Here is a 17,000-nt window from a genome sequence, read left to right as displayed (position 1 = left end):
TAATAGATAACGACCGATTTGGAGGTGCGATAAAATGAGCGGAGGACTGTACTCGCTTGAGAAAAAGGAATACGATAAGACGTTGAATTTACAAGCAATAAAACCGTATGGAGATACAATGAACGACGGAAAAGTGCAAGTGAGCTTTACACTTCCAGTTCCAGATGGAGATGAAGCTGTTGAAGCGGCGAAGATTCTGATGAAAAAAATGGGACTTGATAATCCAATGATAGTCTACCACCACCAGCTCACAGAAGGCTTTACATTCTTTGTCGGATATGGCGAATGCGTCCATACAGTTGACTACATGGCGATAAAAGTCCCGAAAGTAGAAGTTCACAGAATGACCATGGAAGAAATAGACGAGTTCATAGAAAATAATATCGGGCGAAAGCTTGTCATCGTTGGTGCAACAACGGGGACAGATGCTCACACTGTTGGTCTTGATGCAATACTCAACATGAAAGGTTTTGCTGGACATTACGGGCTTGAAAGGTACAAGATGTTCGAAGTTTACAACATGGGAAGCCAGGTACCCAACGAAGAGTTCGTTTCAAAAGCGATAGAAGTTAAAGCAGATGCACTTCTTGTATCACAGACAGTGACACAAAAGAATGTCCACATAAAAAATTTAACAAACCTTATAGAGTTGCTCGAAGCGGAAGGTATAAGGAAAGATGTCATCGTTGTTGTCGGTGGACCAAGGATAACACACGAGCTTGCAAAAGAGCTCGGATTTGACGCAGGGTTTGGACCAGGAACATTTGCAGAGGATGTTGGGGCTTTCATCGCACAAGAATGGGTAAGAAGATTTGGTGGGAAAAAAGAATAAAGAAGATCACCAAGATTTGTGGATTCTTAACTCAACTCGTATATTGTTCCCAACAGTTGTTGCTTCACTTAGGCCATATTCTCTAAGTTTCTCAATAGGTACGTCGTTTCCAGCATAGTCGATAAAAACAGAACTGACGCCATTAACAAAATTTGTTCCAGAAACGAAAAACGTTTTGGGAACAGCAGAAATATATTCTTTCTCTTCCAGCAAATATATAGAAAGTGAAGTTAACGAATCGGGCTTCTCAAAATTAACGTAGTTCTGAACAGCCTTCTCAAGATTTTTGAACTGCTGTGCAATTTTACTAGTTCGTGTGTTCTCGTAAATCTTCGTTGAAGGGATTAAAGTTAACGCTACCGTCATTAAAAGAGAAATGATCATGATTGCTATAAGCAATTCAACTATGGTGAAGCCAAGACGGAATTTTAGAGACACAAACGGCTTCGTCAGCATATACCTCATCCTTTAAAAGCCAATCCCCCGTTTCCGGGGGATTGGTTGTTAATCCAGATAAATTACCACCATTTTTGCAAGTTGAATGTAAGTGTTAAGTCGGCACCTGTATTTCCCTGAACTTCTCCCATTCCATTGCTTCTTACTTTGTCTGCGTCAACATCTTTACCTGAGTATGTTATCGTACAGTTGTAAACTCCACCTGTTCCTGTTGTAACCGCAACTGAGAAATTCGTCGGTGTTGCGCTTAGATATTTGCTACTAACAAGTGTACCAATCGAAATCCCCGTAATCGACGCCGCTGCTGTTGGTTTTTCTGTATTCCAGTAGTTCTCAACCGCTGTTTTAATGTTCCTGAAGTTCTGCGCAACCTGGCTTGCCTTTGCGTTTTTCACTGCGTTCAATGCAAGTGGTGTTGCAACTGCCATGAGCGCTGCGATAACCGCCAAGACTATCAAGAGTTCAACCAACGTAAAACCTTTTCTCATACTACCGACCTCCCTTTTTCAAGATTTACATTTGTATTATAACACCATAGCAATAATTTAAACCATTGTGAGGATAAAACGTAGAAATCTTAGAATGAAAAGCACAAAATTAAGTATGAAATGCAAAAATTCAAAAGTGAACGAAATACATACAAACAAAAAAACCGCAGTAAGTGAAAAACTTACTGCGGTATTCTTTTAAACTGTTATGATTTTAAATTCTTCAGTATTACTCACCGATCTGCATTCTGACAAATCTTGAAACTTGGATATTCTCTCCAATCTTTGCGATTGCTTGCTGAATCATGTCCTTAATTGTTATTGTCTGGTCAAGGGCATATTTTTGTTCGAGCAGACAGTAGTCCTGATAGAAGCTTTCGAGTTTTCCTTCGATTATCTTTTCAATGACTTGTGTTGGCTTTCCGGAATCTTTAAGCTGGTCTCTGTATATTTCTTTTTCCTTTTCAATAACATCAGCTGGTACATCTTCTCTCTTAACCCATCTTGGAGCCATCGCTGCAATGTGCATAGCTATCTTTGTTCCAAGTTCTTTGAATTCATCTGTTCTTGCAACGAAGTCTGTTTCACAGTTAAGTTCTACAAGAACGCCGAGTTTTCCGTTGTGGTGGACGTAGGAAATGATAAGTCCCTCGTTCGTTTCTCTTCCGGCTTTTTTTGCTGCTTTTGCGAGACCTTTCTTCCTGAGAATTTCAATAGCTTTTTCGACATCTCCATTCGCTTCCGTAAGTGCGTTCTTACAATCCATCATACCTGCACCGGTTCTTTCGCGTAGTTCTTTAACCATTTGTGCGCTAATTTCCATGTTCCATACCTCCCTGTTATTTTATTTGAAAACTCTTTAAATTTTCGCCTCCCGCCATTCTGTGTCCAGCACTAAGATATAATTGTAACCCAATTCTTTAAGTATTTCAATACCTCTTTCAACGCCTCTTCCTATTTGGTTTAAACTATGTGCGTCTGACCCTATGGTTATATTCCTTCCGCCAAGGGATTTATAAAGCCTTAAAATCTCGAACGATGGATTTGGTTCTCCGTATAATTCAATGCTGGCTGTGTTAATTTCTAAGGACTTTCCTTGACTTATCAAGAGCTTTAAAATGTCTGTTATTATATCAAAAAGTTCCTTTGAGAAGGGCTCATTCTGATTCTGATACCTTCTCGGAAAGTCGAGGTGTGCCAAAGCATGGTATCCATCAAATCTTTTCATTATATCATACAAACGCAAAAGATAGTTCCTATACGATTCTTGATTTATAGGTTCTTCTACGTAGTGGTGCGACAGGAGAACATAGTCAAATTTCTTCGTATCTACGTTCAATTCTTTAACTCCATCCCAACCGAGTTCAACCCCTACTGGTAGTGAATATCTTTCCATTTCTTTTCTGTATGTATCGATATCAATAGTGTTTGCATGTTCATCAGCAAGTTCATAGTGGTCAGTTATTATTATATGCTTTATTTTCTTCTCCCTTGCAGCGTTGATGATATCAAGAATTTCCGATTCTGAGTCCGGTGAATAGTTGCTGTGTATGTGGTAGTCCGCCAAAAGTTCTCGTACTCTCACCTGTTAACCTCCTCAATTGCTTTTATTAAACTCAAGAATATTGGATGTGGAGCGCCTACTTTCGACTTGAACTCTGGGTGGTACTGTACACCTACAAAGAATGGATGATTGTCCAACTCAACGGCTTCTAAGAACTCAGCTCTGCCTGAAATTGTAAGTTTGTAACCTTCTTCTCCGGGGAGTTTGTACATAAAACCATAGTTGTCAGTATCCGCTTCGTATCTATGCCTGTGCCTTTCATGAACCGCATCTTCGCCATATATAGAGTACAATTTCGTTCCCTTCAGAACCTCCATTCTTTGAGCTCCAAGCCTCATCGTGCCACCGAGGTTCATTATCTTTTTCTGCTCTTCCATCATATTAACAACTGGATGTGGTGTATCTTCATAGAACTCTGTTGAATTCGCATCTTTTAAGTTAAAAACGTTTCTTGCGAATTCTATAACCATAAGTTGCATACCAAGGCATATTCCGAGTATTGGTTTTCTATTTTCCCTTGCGTATTTTATAGCCTTTATTTTCCCTTCTATTCCTCTTCTTCCAAAACCGCCGGGAATAATCAGTGCGTCAAATGAAGAGAGTTTTTGAGCAACACCTTCATCGTCAAGCTCTTCAAGTTCTTGTGCGTCTATTACAACCGGTTTTTGCACCCCAGCTAAAAATATCGATTCAATTATGCTCTTGTACGCATCATCTGTTCCAAGATATTTACCAACGAGTGCAATTCTGTAAGGTTTGAAAGATTTCGGATACGTCCAGTTGAGTGGTTTATCCTCAAGTTGTAAGTTCAATCTATTTGCTACAAGCTTATGCACACCAGCTTCGTAAAGCGTTTCAGGAATTTGATACACATTTCCTATGTCCGGAAGGTTTATAACCATTTCCCTTGAAACACCGCTGAACAAAGCTATCTTGTAAAGACTTTGCGAATCGATAGGCATTTCACTTCGTACAACTATTATGTCAGGCTGTATACCAATTTTTCTTAGCAACTGAACTGACTGTTGTGTTGGTTTAGTCTTGAATTCATTCGTTACTCTCAAATACGGTACGTACGTTACGTGAATAAAGAGAAAATCATTTCTATTCTTTTCAAATGCGAGTTCGCGGACAGCTTCAAGAAATACTTCACCCTCTATGTCTCCAACCGTACCACCAATCTCTATAGACAGAACCTTACCAGGCATGGAAGTAATTCGCTCTTTAATTTCAGATGTAACGTGAGGAACAACTTGAACAGTTGAACCTAAATACTTTCCTTCGCGTTCTCTTTGGATAATTGCAGAGTATATCTGCCCTGCCGTTATGTTGTTTTTTCTTGTCATGCTAACTCCGAGGAATCTTTCGTAATGCCCCAAATCAAGATCTGCCTCGTAACCGTCATCTGTTACAAAGACCTCGCCATGTTGATTTGGATTCATTGTTCCTGCATCGACATTTAAATACGGGTCTATTTTTAAAACATTAATGTCCACCCCTGCTTCTTTTAGTGTTCTTGCCAAAGAAGCAGAGAATATTCCTTTACCTATTCCGCTGAGCACTCCGCCAGTCACAACTATATACTTCTCGGGCATATACTGCACCCCCAAGTTTCCAATTAATTGTACATGAATCACACAGCTTGCGAATTATTGTGCAACACCACTTAACACTTATGACAAGTTTACACGGATATTTGTCAATCTTCAAGGAAAAACTTATTAAGTTTCGTTAACTTTTTGTTTTGTTTAAGTAAGAAGGCTTTTCTTCTGTAGATTTATCATCTTAACAGTAGATGTTTTCGCACAATGATATATAATTAACTTTGGAAATATTCAGAATTTAACAGAGGTGGTATTTAAGTGTTGAATATTGAAAGAATAGAAAATATACCACACAAACCAGGTGTATATTTTTTCAAGAAAGATAAAGAGTACATATATATAGGCAAAGCTAAAGACCTCAAGAAGAGGTTAACGTCTCATTTTAAAGCCAAGGAAGGGAAGAGTAAACTCATAGTCGAGGAAGCGGACGATTTAGAGATAATGATACTGGAAAACGAAAAGGAAGCTCTTATCCTTGAAGCCAATATGATTTATGAACACAAACCAAAATACAATGCGATGCTGAAAGATACGCAGGTGTATCCGTACATTAGAGTTTCTGAAGACGAAATTCCGTACCTCGAAATTGTCCGTGCACGGAAGGGTTTTGGGCTATTCTTTGGTCCCTTTACTAACGTATCTTTTACGAGACAGTTGTTTGAAGTGCTTAGAAAGGTCTACAAGTTTAGAACATGTAAGAGAGATTTGAGGCTCGTTAAGAAACCATGCATGGATTATCATCTTGGATTGTGTTCAGGTGTATGCATAGGTGAGGAGAGCAAAGAGGAATACAACCAAAGAATTTCGGAACTGATGAGAGTCTTGAAAGGTCAGTTCTTAAATGTCGTAGATTACGTGAAATCTAAGATGGAGCAGCATGCAAAGCTACTGGATTTTGAAAATGCAGCAAAATACCGCGATATACTGCTCAACTTCAACAAAGTTATGGAAATGCAAGGGGTTGTCTTAAGCGAAAATATTAACCTTGATGCAGTTGCAGGAAAACACGGTACATATTTGGTTCTGAAAATCCGTTCAGGTTATCTGATAGCAAAACTGGTCTACGAATTTGACGGTTCTTTAGAAGATTTTATCGAACAGTTCTATCTGACAAAGAATTCAGATATACCTGAAATGATATTAGTAGAGCATAGGACAAAGAGTATAGCAGAGCTTGAAAAGATTTTGAATGTAAGATTCATTATTCCAAGTAATGATGAACAATTGCAAATATTGAATAAAGCTGTTGACAACTTGAACTACGAAGTTGGTCTCATACTCTCTAATAGATCTATTTTAAAACAGATGAAAGAACTTCTTGGTTTAAGCAGATTCCCGAAGAGAATAGAAGGCATTGATATCTCACATTTGGCAGGTAAGAACACTGTCGCATCGCTTGTAGTATTCGAAAACGGAGAAGTGAAGAAAGATGAATATAGGAGATACAAATTAGGCGATGTGCTTGATGACTTCAAAAGCATAGAGATGGTCGTAAAACGACGATATGTTAAACATGAGTTGCCGGATTTATTGTTTGTCGATGGTGGAATTGGGCAAGTAAATTCTGCATATAATGCTTTGAAAGAAATCAACAAGGACTGTGATGTTATAGGTTTAGCAAAAGAGGAAGAGATAATAGTTACAAAACATGGCATGGTAAGGTTAGACTACAATCATCCAGTACTAAGACTTTTAGTAAAGTTACGGGACGAAACGCACCGCGTAGCCAATAAGTTTACTCGCGAGTTATCATCTAAGAAATCGCTAAGAAGCGTTTTAGATGATATAAAATTGATAGGTCCAAAACGCAAACGCTTATTACTTGAACGTTACACTTCGGTTGATGAATTGAGAAATGCGTCAAGGGCAGAAATCGAGCAATTAATAGGAAAAAAGGCTGCAGAAAGTTTGCTAAGTGAACTATCTGGTCTCAGAGATGTTTAAACTAATGTTAAGTAAGTTGATAATCACGGCATTGGTGTTATAATTTATGAAGTAAAAGTAAAACACCCTACAATCTCAATTTTTTAAAATTCTTATAGGAGGTGGGTTTAGTTGACCACGTTTATCATCAGGAGGTTACTTTTGTTACCACTGATAGTGGTTGGTGTCTCACTGATCATCTTCAGTCTCTTTCAGATTCTCGGACCAGATAAACTTCTCGCTTCGTACGTGAACCCCAACGTTTTCGACAAGTTAACACCAAGCGAACTCGATGCGTTAAAAGAAAAGTATGGGCTTAACGATCCGTTTGTTCAACGATATGGAAAGTGGCTCTGGAATGCATTAAAAGGAGATTTGGGTTGGTCTCAAGTCGGTAAAGAGCCAGTTCTAAAAGCTATTTGGAGTAGGTTCCCGTATACGCTTGAACTTGCACTCTACGCTTTGTTACCAGTAGTTGGTGTAGGTATATGGCTCGGTGTAGCGGCTGCAGTAAATCGTGACAAGTTTTTAGACCACTTTATAAGAATATTTGCTATCGTTGGATGGTCATTCCCAGATTTTGTCTTCGGATTGCTCATATTAATGGTATTCTACTCTGTCCTTGGCTGGTTCCCGCCAGGAAATCTGTCACAATGGGCAGAAGAAGTTGTCAAATCGCCTGAATACCTAAAAGTCACTCATCTTTTGACAATTGATGCTTTGATAAACGGAAGACTTGACATTTTCTGGGATGCATTGCGACATATCATAGGTCCTGTAATGACGCTCTCATTCCTCTGGTGGGCATACTTGCTTAGAATAACAAGATCAAGTATGCTTGAAGTTCTTTCTAAGGAATATGTTAGAACGGCAAGAGCAAAAGGTGTTGCCGAACATGATGTAATTCACAAACACGCAAAAAGAAATGCGATGATACCTGTTGTCACAGTTGCAGGTGCAATGGTCATCGGTCTTCTCTCTGGTACGGTTATCGTTGAAGTCATATTCAACAGAACAGGTATAGGTAGACTTGCAGCAGAGGCTGCTGTACAACTTGACTACGCAACAGTGCTTGGAAACACTCTGTTCTACTCAACTATACTTGTCCTTGGTAACCTCATCATTGACATACTTTACGCAGTATTCGACCCAAGAGTCAGACTTGGTTGAGGAGGTGCCAGAAAATGAGCGAAAATGTAGTTACCAAAACGAAAACAAATACAGAATTTAAGAGAGTGATGCGGAAAATTTTAAGAAACCCTTCCGCTGTTCTTGGATTTGTCCTATTAGCTTTCTTCATCTTAGTGGCAATTTTTGCACCTCTTATTGCTAAACCGTTGAACCCTCTCATGTTAGATGAAAATGGAAACCCGACGAAACTTGATGATCCTTACATAATGCCTATCATTACGTGGAGTTCCGAACCTGTTCCACCGTCAGCGGAACATCCATTCGGTATGATTCAAGGTAGGGATATATTCTACGGTGTTGTGTGGGGTACAAGAACTGCGTTCTTTATAGGTTTAACGGTGACTATCATCTCAACCATTTTTGGTATAATAATTGGTTCTATCGCCGGTTACTACGGTGGTTGGTTAGACGAAATTCTCATGAGGATAACGGACGTTTTCATGTCTATTCCTTTTTTGCTTGCTGCGATGGTTCTAACCACAATTCTTGGAAATGGTCTTGACAAGGTGATGATTGCAATGACCGTATTTGGTTGGATGGGTGCTGCAAGGCTTATAAGAGCTAATATCCTTCAAGTGAAAGAAGAACAATTCGTTCTTGCAGCAAAGGCACTCGGAATAAAGGACTATTTCATAATCATGAGGCATATCTTACCAAATACAATTTTCCCAGTTCTTATACAAGCATCAATGCGTATGGGTTCCCTTGTTATCACTGCTGCTGGTTTGTCATTCCTTGGACTTGGCGCACCGGTCGGATACGCAGATTGGGGTTCAATGCTTAATTTTACGCGTAACTGGATACTCGGAACTAGCGGGTCGGCTTTCACTTACTGGTATGCCGTTTTCTATCCAGGTATGGCAATGGTACTTTTCGTTCTTGCTTGGAACCTCGTCGGTGATGCTCTAAGAGACGTATTTGACCCAAGACTTAAATGACGGCTGGAGGTGAAGAAATTGGAAAAGACACCACTATTAACGGTAAGTAATTTGAGAACCTATTTCTATACAGAAGATGGCGTTGTTAAAGCTGTCGACGGTGTGGATTTCGAAGTCTACGAAGGTGAGACACTTGGTATCGTTGGTGAATCAGGAAGTGGTAAAAGTGTCACATCGTTGACGATATTAAGACTTCTTGACCCAAAAGGAAAGATCGAAGAAGGTAGCGAAATCATTTTCAATGGGAAGAACTTGCTTGAACTTAACGATGACGAAATGAGAAAGATCAGAGGTAACGAAATTGCGATGATATTCCAAGAACCAATGGTTGCACTCAACCCAGTTTTCACAATAGGTGAACAGATAATGGAAGCTATATTGCTCCACCAAGATGTTGATAAGAAAACAGCAAGGCAAATGGCAATCGATATGTTGAGAAAAGTTGGAATTCCTGAACCTGAGAAACGCGTCGACGAATACCCACACGAACTATCCGGTGGTATGAGGCAAAGAGCAATGATAGCTATGGCTCTATCATGCAGGCCCAAATTGCTCATAGCAGACGAGCCAACGACTGCTCTCGATGTTACTATTCAGGCTCAGATACTCGAATTGATGAAGGAATTACAAAAAGAATACGGAATGGCAATTATATTGATTACCCACGACGTAGGGGTCATTGCAGAGAATGCAGACCGTGTCGTTGTTATGTACGGCGGTAAGGTTATGGAGACATCTGATGTAAAGACAATTTTCAAAAAGCCAAAACACCCATACACCTGGGGTCTTTTAAATGCTATACCGAGGCTTGATATTGAACAAGACAGGCTTTACAGCATACCCGGTATGGTACCTGATCCACTTCACTTCCCAGTTGGTTGCCGTTTCAGCAACAGGTGTGAATTCAAAGAAGATAAATGCTCCGTTGAGATGCCACCACTTGTTGAGGTAGAACCAGGACATCTCTCAAGATGCTTCTTCTACCGCAAAGTTGAAGAAGCTCAAAAAATATTGAAGGCTGGTGAAGGAGCATGAGCGAAGTAAGGACACAAAACAATTCAACGATGAGCAACACAACTTCTGAAAAGCAGGTTCTCCTCAGAATTGATAATCTCGTTAAACACTTTCCAATCAAGGCTGGTGTTTTCAAAAGAATTGTAGCCTGGGTAAAGGCAGTCGATGGCGTAAGTTTTAATGTGTACAAAGGTGAAACTGTTGGTCTCGTTGGCGAATCCGGTTGCGGTAAGACGACTGTTGGTATGACACTTCTAAGGTTGTATGAACCAACATCCGGAAGGATTATTGTGGATGGTGAAGATACAACACATTACTTCCTTCCAAGCTGGAAAGCAAAGCAGTATGTCAAAAAGAATTACATAGACAAATTCAAAGAAGAGGGTTTTGTTCCAAAAGACGATGTAGACAAGAAGTATTTTGAAATCTTCACCAAGAGCGGAGAAGAAGCTCTGGTGAACTATCTTACAAACGATTTGCAAGAAAAACGCCTTCAATTTAGAAGGGATATCCAAATTGTTTTTCAGGACCCGTACAGTTCTCTTAATCCAAGAATGAGAGTAAAGAACATACTTGCTGAAGGTCCTATCGCACACGGTATGATTACAAAATCCCAAGCTATTGACCGAGTTGGTAAAGCGCTTGAAGAAGTAGGCATTCACAAGAATCACATGTACAGATTCCCACACGAGTTCTCCGGTGGTCAAAGGCAAAGAATAGGTATCGCAAGAGCATTGCTGATGAATCCGAAGCTTATAATCGCAGACGAAGCGGTAGCTGCTCTTGATGTCTCTATTAGGTCTCAGGTTATAAACCTCATGATGGACCTTCAAAAAGAGCACAATTTGACATACTTGTTCATTTCACATGATTTGTCGTTGATTAAATACATTTCAAGCAGAGTCGTTGTCATGTACCTTGGTAAAGTTGTAGAAACAGCTCTCAAAAAGGACTTATTTGATGAACCACTGCACCCATACACAAAAGCGCTCATGAGTGCAATACCAGTACCAAACCCGGAATTCAAAAAGCAGAGGATAATACTCCAGGGCGACGTTCCAAGTCCAGTTAATCCGCCAAGCGGTTGTCCGTTCCACCCGAGGTGCCCAGTTGCAAAACCAATTTGTTCAAAGGAAAAGCCGGAGCTAAGAGAAATTAAACCTGAGCATTTTGTAGCATGTCACTTCCCAGGAAGTCTGTAATAATACAAAAAATTGAGCCGCCTTTTTAAAAAGGCGGCTCGTTATTTTTTAGTTCATTTGTTGATTTAAGCGTATATATCTTTTCTGTTGTAATAAACAATACAAAAAGCAAATCCAACAAAATACATCAAAACAACTATTGAAAACGCGAGCCAGTGGAACTCACCGGTTTTAATAATATCCGCTGGGTCAAAAATACCAAAAGGAGTGAATTTTTTAACATAAGAGTATTCTTCATACACCCTTGCGATTAAGCCGAGTATGTAGAAAAACCCGAGTGCAAATATTGTACCCGCATCTGCCAGTGTCCTTTTTCTGAAAATCGTTGAAAGCACGTTCCCAATAAGGGCCATAAAAATATGCACAGCCCAGAAAGATAGTGAAATATACCAGAAAAGATTTGTGTCAAACGGTTTAACTTTGTAAGTGTTGAACATCCACAAAAGTGCGAAAGAGATTATTGTATCGTAGATCAGAAGTATAACAGTAACTACAAGGAGCTTTTCAAAAACATACCTGCTTCTGCTTATTGGCTTTGACAAAAGGAATTCGACAGTTTTTTCGTGTTCTTCTTTGGAAAGCATTGACGATGCTAAGCGCATGACGTAGAAAGTTGCGAAGAGCGAAATCCAAATCTGCCCTTGCATTGCAAAGAAGTGGAGTATATTTGAAAAATCAATTTGGTCAATACCAAAAAGCTTTAGGAAGGCTTTGGGCAACAGTTGCATCTTAGAGCTGAAAAGCCCGCCCTCACCAGCGAAACTTGGAAAGAGTGCAGAATACATATACTGAATACCGATGATAAATATCAGCCAAATAAGAAGTGATTTAAGATTTCTCCTGAATTCCCATTTGAAAACTTGCATCTATTCCATCCCCTTTCTTTTGTCGTTAGGTCAATTCTCTTGAGAAGGCTTATAGAGTTCTTCAAAAACATCCTCTAAAGCCAAGTCTTCTACGCTTATATCGGAAAAGTCAAGGTTCAAAATTAATTCCTTCAGTTTTTCTGGATTTCCATCAAAATAAATTATGTACCCTCCGTTCTCTATACCCTCATTTATTTCGACAAATTCTGCAAACTTTGAACTTATGTTGTCTATGCTATTGGCTTCTTTCAAGCTCACAACTATTTTCTTCATGCTCCTCTTGAACTTTGGAGGCGTTACGATATGCCCTTCTTTTATAAATATAACCCTATCGCAAAGCTTCTCAACTTCGCTCAGCACGTGAGATGACAGAAATATACCAACGCCACTTTCCTTCTGTTCAAGCAATATTTTGTAAAATGTTTTTTGCACAAAAGGATCCAACCCATTTGTTGGTTCGTCCATAATAAGCAGTTTGGGTTTGTGTGCAAGTGCTTGAATTATCGAAACTTTTTTCTTATTACCCATAGATAATTCCTCAAATTTTTTGTTTAAAGGTATATCAAAGATTTTACACAGCTGTTCACAATAATTGTCATCAAAATTCTTATAAAAACTTTTGTAAAGCTCCAGTATCTTTATAACTCGAGCATCATCGTAGTAGTTAGTCTCACCCGGTACGTACCCTATCTTTTCAACTAATTTTGGAAGACTTTTCTGGTTAACTTTCTCTCCAAATACTTTTATATCTCCAGCATCTGGTATTAGGTATCCCATAATTGTTCTAATCGTTGTTGATTTTCCAGCACCGTTCGGACCTACAAACCCCACTATCTCTTTCTCATTAACTATGAAACTGACATTTTCAATTCCTATTTTCTTTCCGTAAAATTTGGTAAGATCTTGTACCTCCAATAACACATTACCACCTCCGTGAATGTTACACAAATGAAAGTTAGCATTACTAATAAGATTATATCACAACACAAATAAAAAGAGCCCCATTTCGGGGCTCTGCTTTCCAACTTCTTGATAATAACAATTATTTGTATTCTTCTGCGAGGTATTTCTTAATTTCAGAATCTGCTTTCTTGATAGCACTTTCCATATCAACTTTACCGTTGATAAAGTCATTGAACATTGTGCTGACTACGTTTCTAATTTCTGTCCAAACTGAGAGTTGTGGGTCCATCTTCGCATTGTCAATCTGCTGTAGTGGTATTTCAAGCAATGGGTCTGCTTTGGCTGCGTTCTTCCAAATTGTCGTTTGAAGTGCTGCTTTCCTGACTGGCAAGTAACCAGTATTGACTGCCCAGTAAGCTGTGACTTCTGGAGAGATTAAGTACTTCATAAATTCCCAAGCAGCTCTTTTTTCCTCTTCCTTAGCCGTTGTGAACATTATTACATCTGTACCTGCGAACGGAACGTTTCTTGTCTTCCAAACTGGTACTGGTGCCCATGACCACTGGAATTTACCCTTCGCTGATTGTTCAACGTATGTTCTACCTGCTATTGTGTCGATGTAGGACAACACCGTGCCTTGACCAAATATGTCGTTCAAATAACCGCCTTGTGCGAACGCAGCCTTATCGTCAAGCAGTTTTTTGAAGAACGTAAGAACTTCTCTGGTTTCTGGTGAGTCTATTGCAGAAACATATTTGCCATCTTTACCGAGCTTAACAATGTCGCCACCGCGCATCATTAGGAAAATTTGGAATGTGTCAACTGTTGTTCTGAATGCGAAGCCATATACATCTGGTTTTCCGTCTTTGTTCTTATCTTTTGTCAATGCCTTGGATGCATAAAGAAGCTCATTTATTGACTTTGGCGCACTTACGCCAGCTGCTGAAAATGCCGTTGCATTATAGTAGAAAATGTAAAGACTCTTGTTGAAAGGTACTGCATATACTGTTGTTCCCCATGTACAGTTGTCTCTGAAAGCTTTGAATACGTCTTCCCATTCAGCTTTGGTCATACCTATCTTTGGATCATTTATATACTTGTTCAATGGTTCAACGATCTTGCTCTGCAAGAGCTTTGCTGTCCAGTTTGCATATGCCTGTGAAATAGTTGGAAGCTGACCTGCTTGGACGCCAGCAAGGAGTTTCTGCTGCAATGCATTGTAGTTACCAATATATACCGCTTCAACAACGATATCAGGGTGTGATTCGTTGAATGCCTTAACTATCTGGTTGAGTGTCTCACCCTGTGCACCACCCATGGCATGCCAAAAGACCACTTTCGTAGCACCGAAGAACGTGACCGCTAAGACTAACAAGCTGACGATAAGGAACTTCTTCATACCCTGTACACCTCCCGTTTGATTATGAAGAATCGAAGATTCTTACCATACTACCGTAGCATACTATTATATCATGTTATGTTAAGAAACTAATAAGACATTTTAAGTTTAAAAAATCGCCTACAGGTCCAATTTCAGCGATTTTACAGGTCCCCCTTGCTCTATAGCAATTTTATTCAGTTTTTCTAAAATCTCGTCTTTATTTAAACCCATTCGTTCGATTTCTTCGCCAAGCGTTCCCCATTTTACATCACCGCAGACTATAACTTTGATACCAATTTCGAGCAACGGTGATATCAGATAGGGAAAGTGTTCAGCAATTTCTTCAAAGCTTGTATTCTCTTTTATATATTTTTCATTCAGCCCGTTCATATTAACACCTCCACGCACTATTTCGTACATTTAATTCTTATTCATTGCAACCACAATCGGATGTATTGCTCTTGGCTTTGCAATTTTTAGTATCTTTATTGCTTCTTTTATCGTGCTTCCTGTAGTAAGAACATCGTCTATAAGGATAATGTTTCTATCTGATATCTTCCGATCTGCACTATCTACTAACGCAAATTTTCCTCTCACAGCCTCGGTTCTATCAGTAGTCTGGAGTTGATCTGTTTCTCGAAGAGCCGTTAGCGCTTTTAAAACAGGTATTCCAATTTCTTTTGAAAGTGCTTTCGCAATAAGGTACATATGGTCATATCCCCGTTTGTTCTTAGCTGTTTTAGTAGCTGGAATATATACTATGAAATCTGCGGCTATTAAATGTAGCTTAATCGTTTGCGAAAGCATCTTGGAGAATACTTTGGAAAGAGAATGATGATTTCTAAATTTGTAAGCGAGAATAAAGTCTCTGAGTTTCTCTTCGTATATTCCGAAGTATTTGACTTCAATGTTTTGTATGAATCTTCCAGTCATTGACGGCGGGCCATCAATAACCTTTACACAATCTTCGCAAAGCCTCTTTCCAAAACTTTGTTTTCCACAGACGATACATTCCGTGTTCGTTGCAATGTTTAAGACTGATTCAACTATCTCGTTTAATCTGTGAAGCATTTCCTCATATTTTTGTTCAATTACACCCATATTCTCAAGCTTCAAAGCTCCAGTATTTCGTATTCTTTTTGCTCCGGTCGCAATATTACTGCTGTTGACCTTCCTGTCAGATATCCGCATGATTCACCCGGATTTATGACAAGAGTCTTTCCTTCTGTTCGTATATCAAGCTGATGTGTATGACCGTAGAAGACAAAATCATAGAGTTGCGATTTTATGGCGGGAACAAGAGCGTACGGCTCATGCATCAAAAATATTCTGAAGCCGTGAAGTTCTTTTTCGTACGGCTGATTGTGGAGTTTGTTTTGGAATTTCTGCATCAAGAACAGCTTCTCACCATCATTGTTTCCAAAGATACCGAAGAATTCAATCTCATCAATCAAAAAACACGGCGCCACAAACGGTGAAACTATATCACCCAGATGAAAAATATGAGTTACGCCCTTTTGCTTTGCTATTTCAATAAATTTCTTGACGTTTGGTATGTTATCATGCGAATCACTTATTATCATCCATACTTCTTCCTTCTTGCCCAACACTCTCAACCTCCTCCTTAAATCTTGTGAAACGCATCATCAAGAATAGACCTATAAATATTATGAGATAATATGTTACAAGCCTAAACACGAATATACCAGTCATTGATGCTCGAGCACCATATATGTGTGAGAACACCATTTGATAGAATCCCTCTATACCACCGCTTGAACCCGGAGTAGGTACATAGTACACGATAGTATTAAGCATTGAGATGACACCCCAAATAGTAGTTAGAGGTACTTTTACATGACTCACATATTCTATAGATAACTTAAGCATCAGTGGAGACAATACAGATACTAAAATACCAAGAGCAACATCAACTAAAACAATCCAATAATTTTTTAATAGCAGTGTTTTCGTTGATGCACTCATATTATCAAGCCATGCAAGGGCCTTTATTTCTTTCTCTTGTATCTTTTCAGATTTTGTGAATTTCAAGAAGAATTTGAAAATCTTGTACAAAAATTCTTTGTTAACAAAGGCAATAAATCCGGCAATGCTGATACCTAAAGTAACTAAGAAGCCAACAATTATAACAGATAGACCGACAGTTCCTCTGAGAATTCCTACTACATCTTTGAGAAATATTATATCTACAACAGAAACAATTATGATTCCCTCAAACATTCTAACTATGGATATATTAGTTGCGTCATGTGAGGAAATTCCATTCTTTGTCAAATGATAGATTTGAAAAGGCTGACCACCAATAGACATAGGTGTTACGAACGAAAAGAAGATTGTGAAAAAGAAGTTTTCAAAAGAACGCCAAAAAGACAATCTATACCCCATGAACCTAACAAAGACCATTGTTCTGATGGCTTGTATTGAGTAATCTAAAAAAAGTAGGACTATGAGTATACCAAATCCCTTCAATGGAAATGACCTTAGAGCTGTTATTGGATCTTGCTTTGCAAAGAAAAGTCCAACGATGTTAACAATAGCTAAGCCTATTATCACAGCTATTATAACGTTAATTAATATCTTCTTTAAGTTCAATCATATCTCCCCCTACACATTTTAC

At 39.0% G+C, this 17,000-nt stretch carries 18 protein-coding genes; 6 read left to right on the top strand and 12 right to left on the bottom strand.

Annotated features, from left to right (window positions below):
* Window positions 1–34 precede the first annotated feature (34 nt).
* Window positions 35–832, top strand: coding sequence for a lysine 5,6-aminomutase subunit beta (gene kamE, locus IB67_RS05725; RefSeq protein WP_498875178.1), 798 nt, complete (start codon window positions 35–37; stop codon window positions 830–832).
* A gap of 6 nt (window positions 833–838) precedes the next feature.
* Here kamE and IB67_RS05720 read toward each other — a convergent pair whose 3' ends face one another.
* From IB67_RS05720 to pyrG, 5 genes are all read right to left on the bottom strand, one after another.
* Window positions 839–1,297 carry a type II secretion system protein gene (locus IB67_RS05720; protein ID WP_339747544.1) on the bottom strand — a complete coding sequence of 153 codons (459 nt, stop codon included), beginning with the start codon at window positions 1,295–1,297 and terminating at the stop codon, window positions 839–841.
* 53 nt (window positions 1,298–1,350) lie between these two features.
* Window positions 1,351–1,776: a type II secretion system protein gene (locus tag IB67_RS05715; RefSeq protein ID WP_424695242.1), complete on the bottom strand. Its 426-nt coding sequence runs from the start codon at window positions 1,774–1,776 to the stop codon at window positions 1,351–1,353.
* A 229-nt stretch (window positions 1,777–2,005) separates the two neighbouring features.
* Window positions 2,006–2,599 carry a translation elongation factor Ts gene (tsf, locus tag IB67_RS05710; RefSeq protein WP_072759738.1) on the bottom strand — a complete coding sequence of 198 codons (594 nt, stop codon included), beginning with the start codon at window positions 2,597–2,599 and terminating at the stop codon, window positions 2,006–2,008.
* A gap of 36 nt (window positions 2,600–2,635) precedes the next feature.
* Window positions 2,636–3,361, bottom strand: coding sequence for a histidinol-phosphatase HisJ family protein (locus IB67_RS05705; protein ID WP_245789603.1), 726 nt, complete (start codon window positions 3,359–3,361; stop codon window positions 2,636–2,638).
* Window positions 3,358–4,935: a CTP synthase gene (gene pyrG / locus IB67_RS05700; protein WP_072759736.1), complete on the bottom strand. Its 1,578-nt coding sequence runs from the start codon at window positions 4,933–4,935 to the stop codon at window positions 3,358–3,360. The genes IB67_RS05705 and pyrG overlap by 4 nt, the downstream gene beginning before the upstream one ends.
* Before the next feature lie 267 nt (window positions 4,936–5,202).
* On the opposite strand from pyrG, the gene uvrC reads away from it, so the two are divergent.
* From uvrC to IB67_RS05675, 5 genes are all read left to right on the top strand, one after another.
* On the top strand, window positions 5,203–6,888 hold the full coding sequence (uvrC, locus tag IB67_RS05695) for an excinuclease ABC subunit UvrC (protein ID WP_072759734.1): 1,686 nt from the start codon (window positions 5,203–5,205) through the stop codon (window positions 6,886–6,888).
* A gap of 111 nt (window positions 6,889–6,999) precedes the next feature.
* Window positions 7,000–8,037: an ABC transporter permease gene (locus IB67_RS05690; RefSeq protein ID WP_072759732.1), complete on the top strand. Its 1,038-nt coding sequence runs from the start codon at window positions 7,000–7,002 to the stop codon at window positions 8,035–8,037.
* A gap of 14 nt (window positions 8,038–8,051) precedes the next feature.
* A complete protein-coding gene (locus IB67_RS05685; protein WP_072759730.1) occupies window positions 8,052–8,996 on the top strand; it encodes an ABC transporter permease in 945 nt (314 codons plus the stop codon).
* A gap of 18 nt (window positions 8,997–9,014) precedes the next feature.
* Entirely contained in the window at window positions 9,015–10,031 is a 1,017-nt protein-coding gene (locus IB67_RS05680) for an ABC transporter ATP-binding protein (protein WP_072759728.1), read from the top strand.
* 29 nt (window positions 10,032–10,060) lie between these two features.
* Window positions 10,061–11,212 carry an ABC transporter ATP-binding protein gene (locus tag IB67_RS05675; protein WP_072759884.1) on the top strand — a complete coding sequence of 384 codons (1,152 nt, stop codon included), beginning with the start codon at window positions 10,061–10,063 and terminating at the stop codon, window positions 11,210–11,212.
* Window positions 11,213–11,277: 65 nt separating this feature from the next.
* Here IB67_RS05675 and IB67_RS05670 read toward each other — a convergent pair whose 3' ends face one another.
* The 7 genes from IB67_RS05670 to IB67_RS05640 all read right to left on the bottom strand — a co-directional run bounded on the left by IB67_RS05670 (window position 11,278) and on the right by IB67_RS05640 (window position 16,975).
* Window positions 11,278–12,078, bottom strand: a complete 801-nt coding sequence (locus IB67_RS05670; protein WP_072759727.1) for an ABC transporter permease subunit — start codon at window positions 12,076–12,078, stop codon at window positions 11,278–11,280.
* 30 nt (window positions 12,079–12,108) lie between these two features.
* A complete protein-coding gene (locus IB67_RS05665; protein ID WP_072759725.1) occupies window positions 12,109–12,999 on the bottom strand; it encodes an ABC transporter ATP-binding protein in 891 nt (296 codons plus the stop codon).
* 121 nt (window positions 13,000–13,120) lie between these two features.
* Window positions 13,121–14,380, bottom strand: coding sequence for an ABC transporter substrate-binding protein (locus IB67_RS05660; RefSeq protein ID WP_072759723.1), 1,260 nt, complete (start codon window positions 14,378–14,380; stop codon window positions 13,121–13,123).
* A gap of 120 nt (window positions 14,381–14,500) precedes the next feature.
* Entirely contained in the window at window positions 14,501–14,752 is a 252-nt protein-coding gene (locus tag IB67_RS05655) for a hypothetical protein (protein ID WP_072759721.1), read from the bottom strand.
* Between the two features lie 30 nt (window positions 14,753–14,782).
* Window positions 14,783–15,463, bottom strand: a complete 681-nt coding sequence (locus IB67_RS05650) for a ComF family protein (protein ID WP_245789601.1) — start codon at window positions 15,461–15,463, stop codon at window positions 14,783–14,785.
* Window positions 15,464–15,474: 11 nt separating this feature from the next.
* Window positions 15,475–15,972, bottom strand: coding sequence for a metallophosphoesterase (locus tag IB67_RS05645; RefSeq protein WP_339747854.1), 498 nt, complete (start codon window positions 15,970–15,972; stop codon window positions 15,475–15,477).
* A complete protein-coding gene (locus IB67_RS05640; RefSeq protein WP_072759719.1) occupies window positions 15,932–16,975 on the bottom strand; it encodes a lysylphosphatidylglycerol synthase transmembrane domain-containing protein in 1,044 nt (347 codons plus the stop codon). The genes IB67_RS05645 and IB67_RS05640 overlap by 41 nt, the downstream gene beginning before the upstream one ends.
* Between the last annotated feature and the right edge of the window lie 25 nt (window positions 16,976–17,000).

It is taken from the genome of Fervidobacterium riparium (assembly GCF_025370035.1).
GTDB classification, from domain to species: domain Bacteria; phylum Thermotogota; class Thermotogae; order Thermotogales; family Fervidobacteriaceae; genus Fervidobacterium; species Fervidobacterium gondwanense.
Note: the sequence above shows the minus strand (reverse complement) of the source record. Positions and strands in the feature narration are given on the sequence as shown.

Coding starts and splice junctions, on each gene's coding strand:
- kamE (WP_498875178.1), top strand. CDS start 35: ATGAGCGGAGGACTGTACTCGCTTGAGAAAAAGGAATACGATAAGACG.
- IB67_RS05720 (WP_339747544.1), bottom strand. CDS start 1,297: ATGAGGTATATGCTGACGAAGCCGTTTGTGTCTCTAAAATTCCGTCTT.
- IB67_RS05715 (WP_424695242.1), bottom strand. CDS start 1,776: ATGAGAAAAGGTTTTACGTTGGTTGAACTCTTGATAGTCTTGGCGGTT.
- tsf (WP_072759738.1), bottom strand. CDS start 2,599: ATGGAAATTAGCGCACAAATGGTTAAAGAACTACGCGAAAGAACCGGT.
- pyrG (WP_072759736.1), bottom strand. CDS start 4,935: ATGCCCGAGAAGTATATAGTTGTGACTGGCGGAGTGCTCAGCGGAATA.
- IB67_RS05685 (WP_072759730.1), top strand. CDS start 8,052: ATGAGCGAAAATGTAGTTACCAAAACGAAAACAAATACAGAATTTAAG.
- IB67_RS05675 (WP_072759884.1), top strand. CDS start 10,061: ATGAGCAACACAACTTCTGAAAAGCAGGTTCTCCTCAGAATTGATAAT.
- IB67_RS05670 (WP_072759727.1), bottom strand. CDS start 12,078: ATGCAAGTTTTCAAATGGGAATTCAGGAGAAATCTTAAATCACTTCTT.
- IB67_RS05660 (WP_072759723.1), bottom strand. CDS start 14,380: ATGAAGAAGTTCCTTATCGTCAGCTTGTTAGTCTTAGCGGTCACGTTC.
- IB67_RS05655 (WP_072759721.1), bottom strand. CDS start 14,752: ATGAACGGGCTGAATGAAAAATATATAAAAGAGAATACAAGCTTTGAA.
- IB67_RS05650 (WP_245789601.1), bottom strand. CDS start 15,463: ATGGGTGTAATTGAACAAAAATATGAGGAAATGCTTCACAGATTAAAC.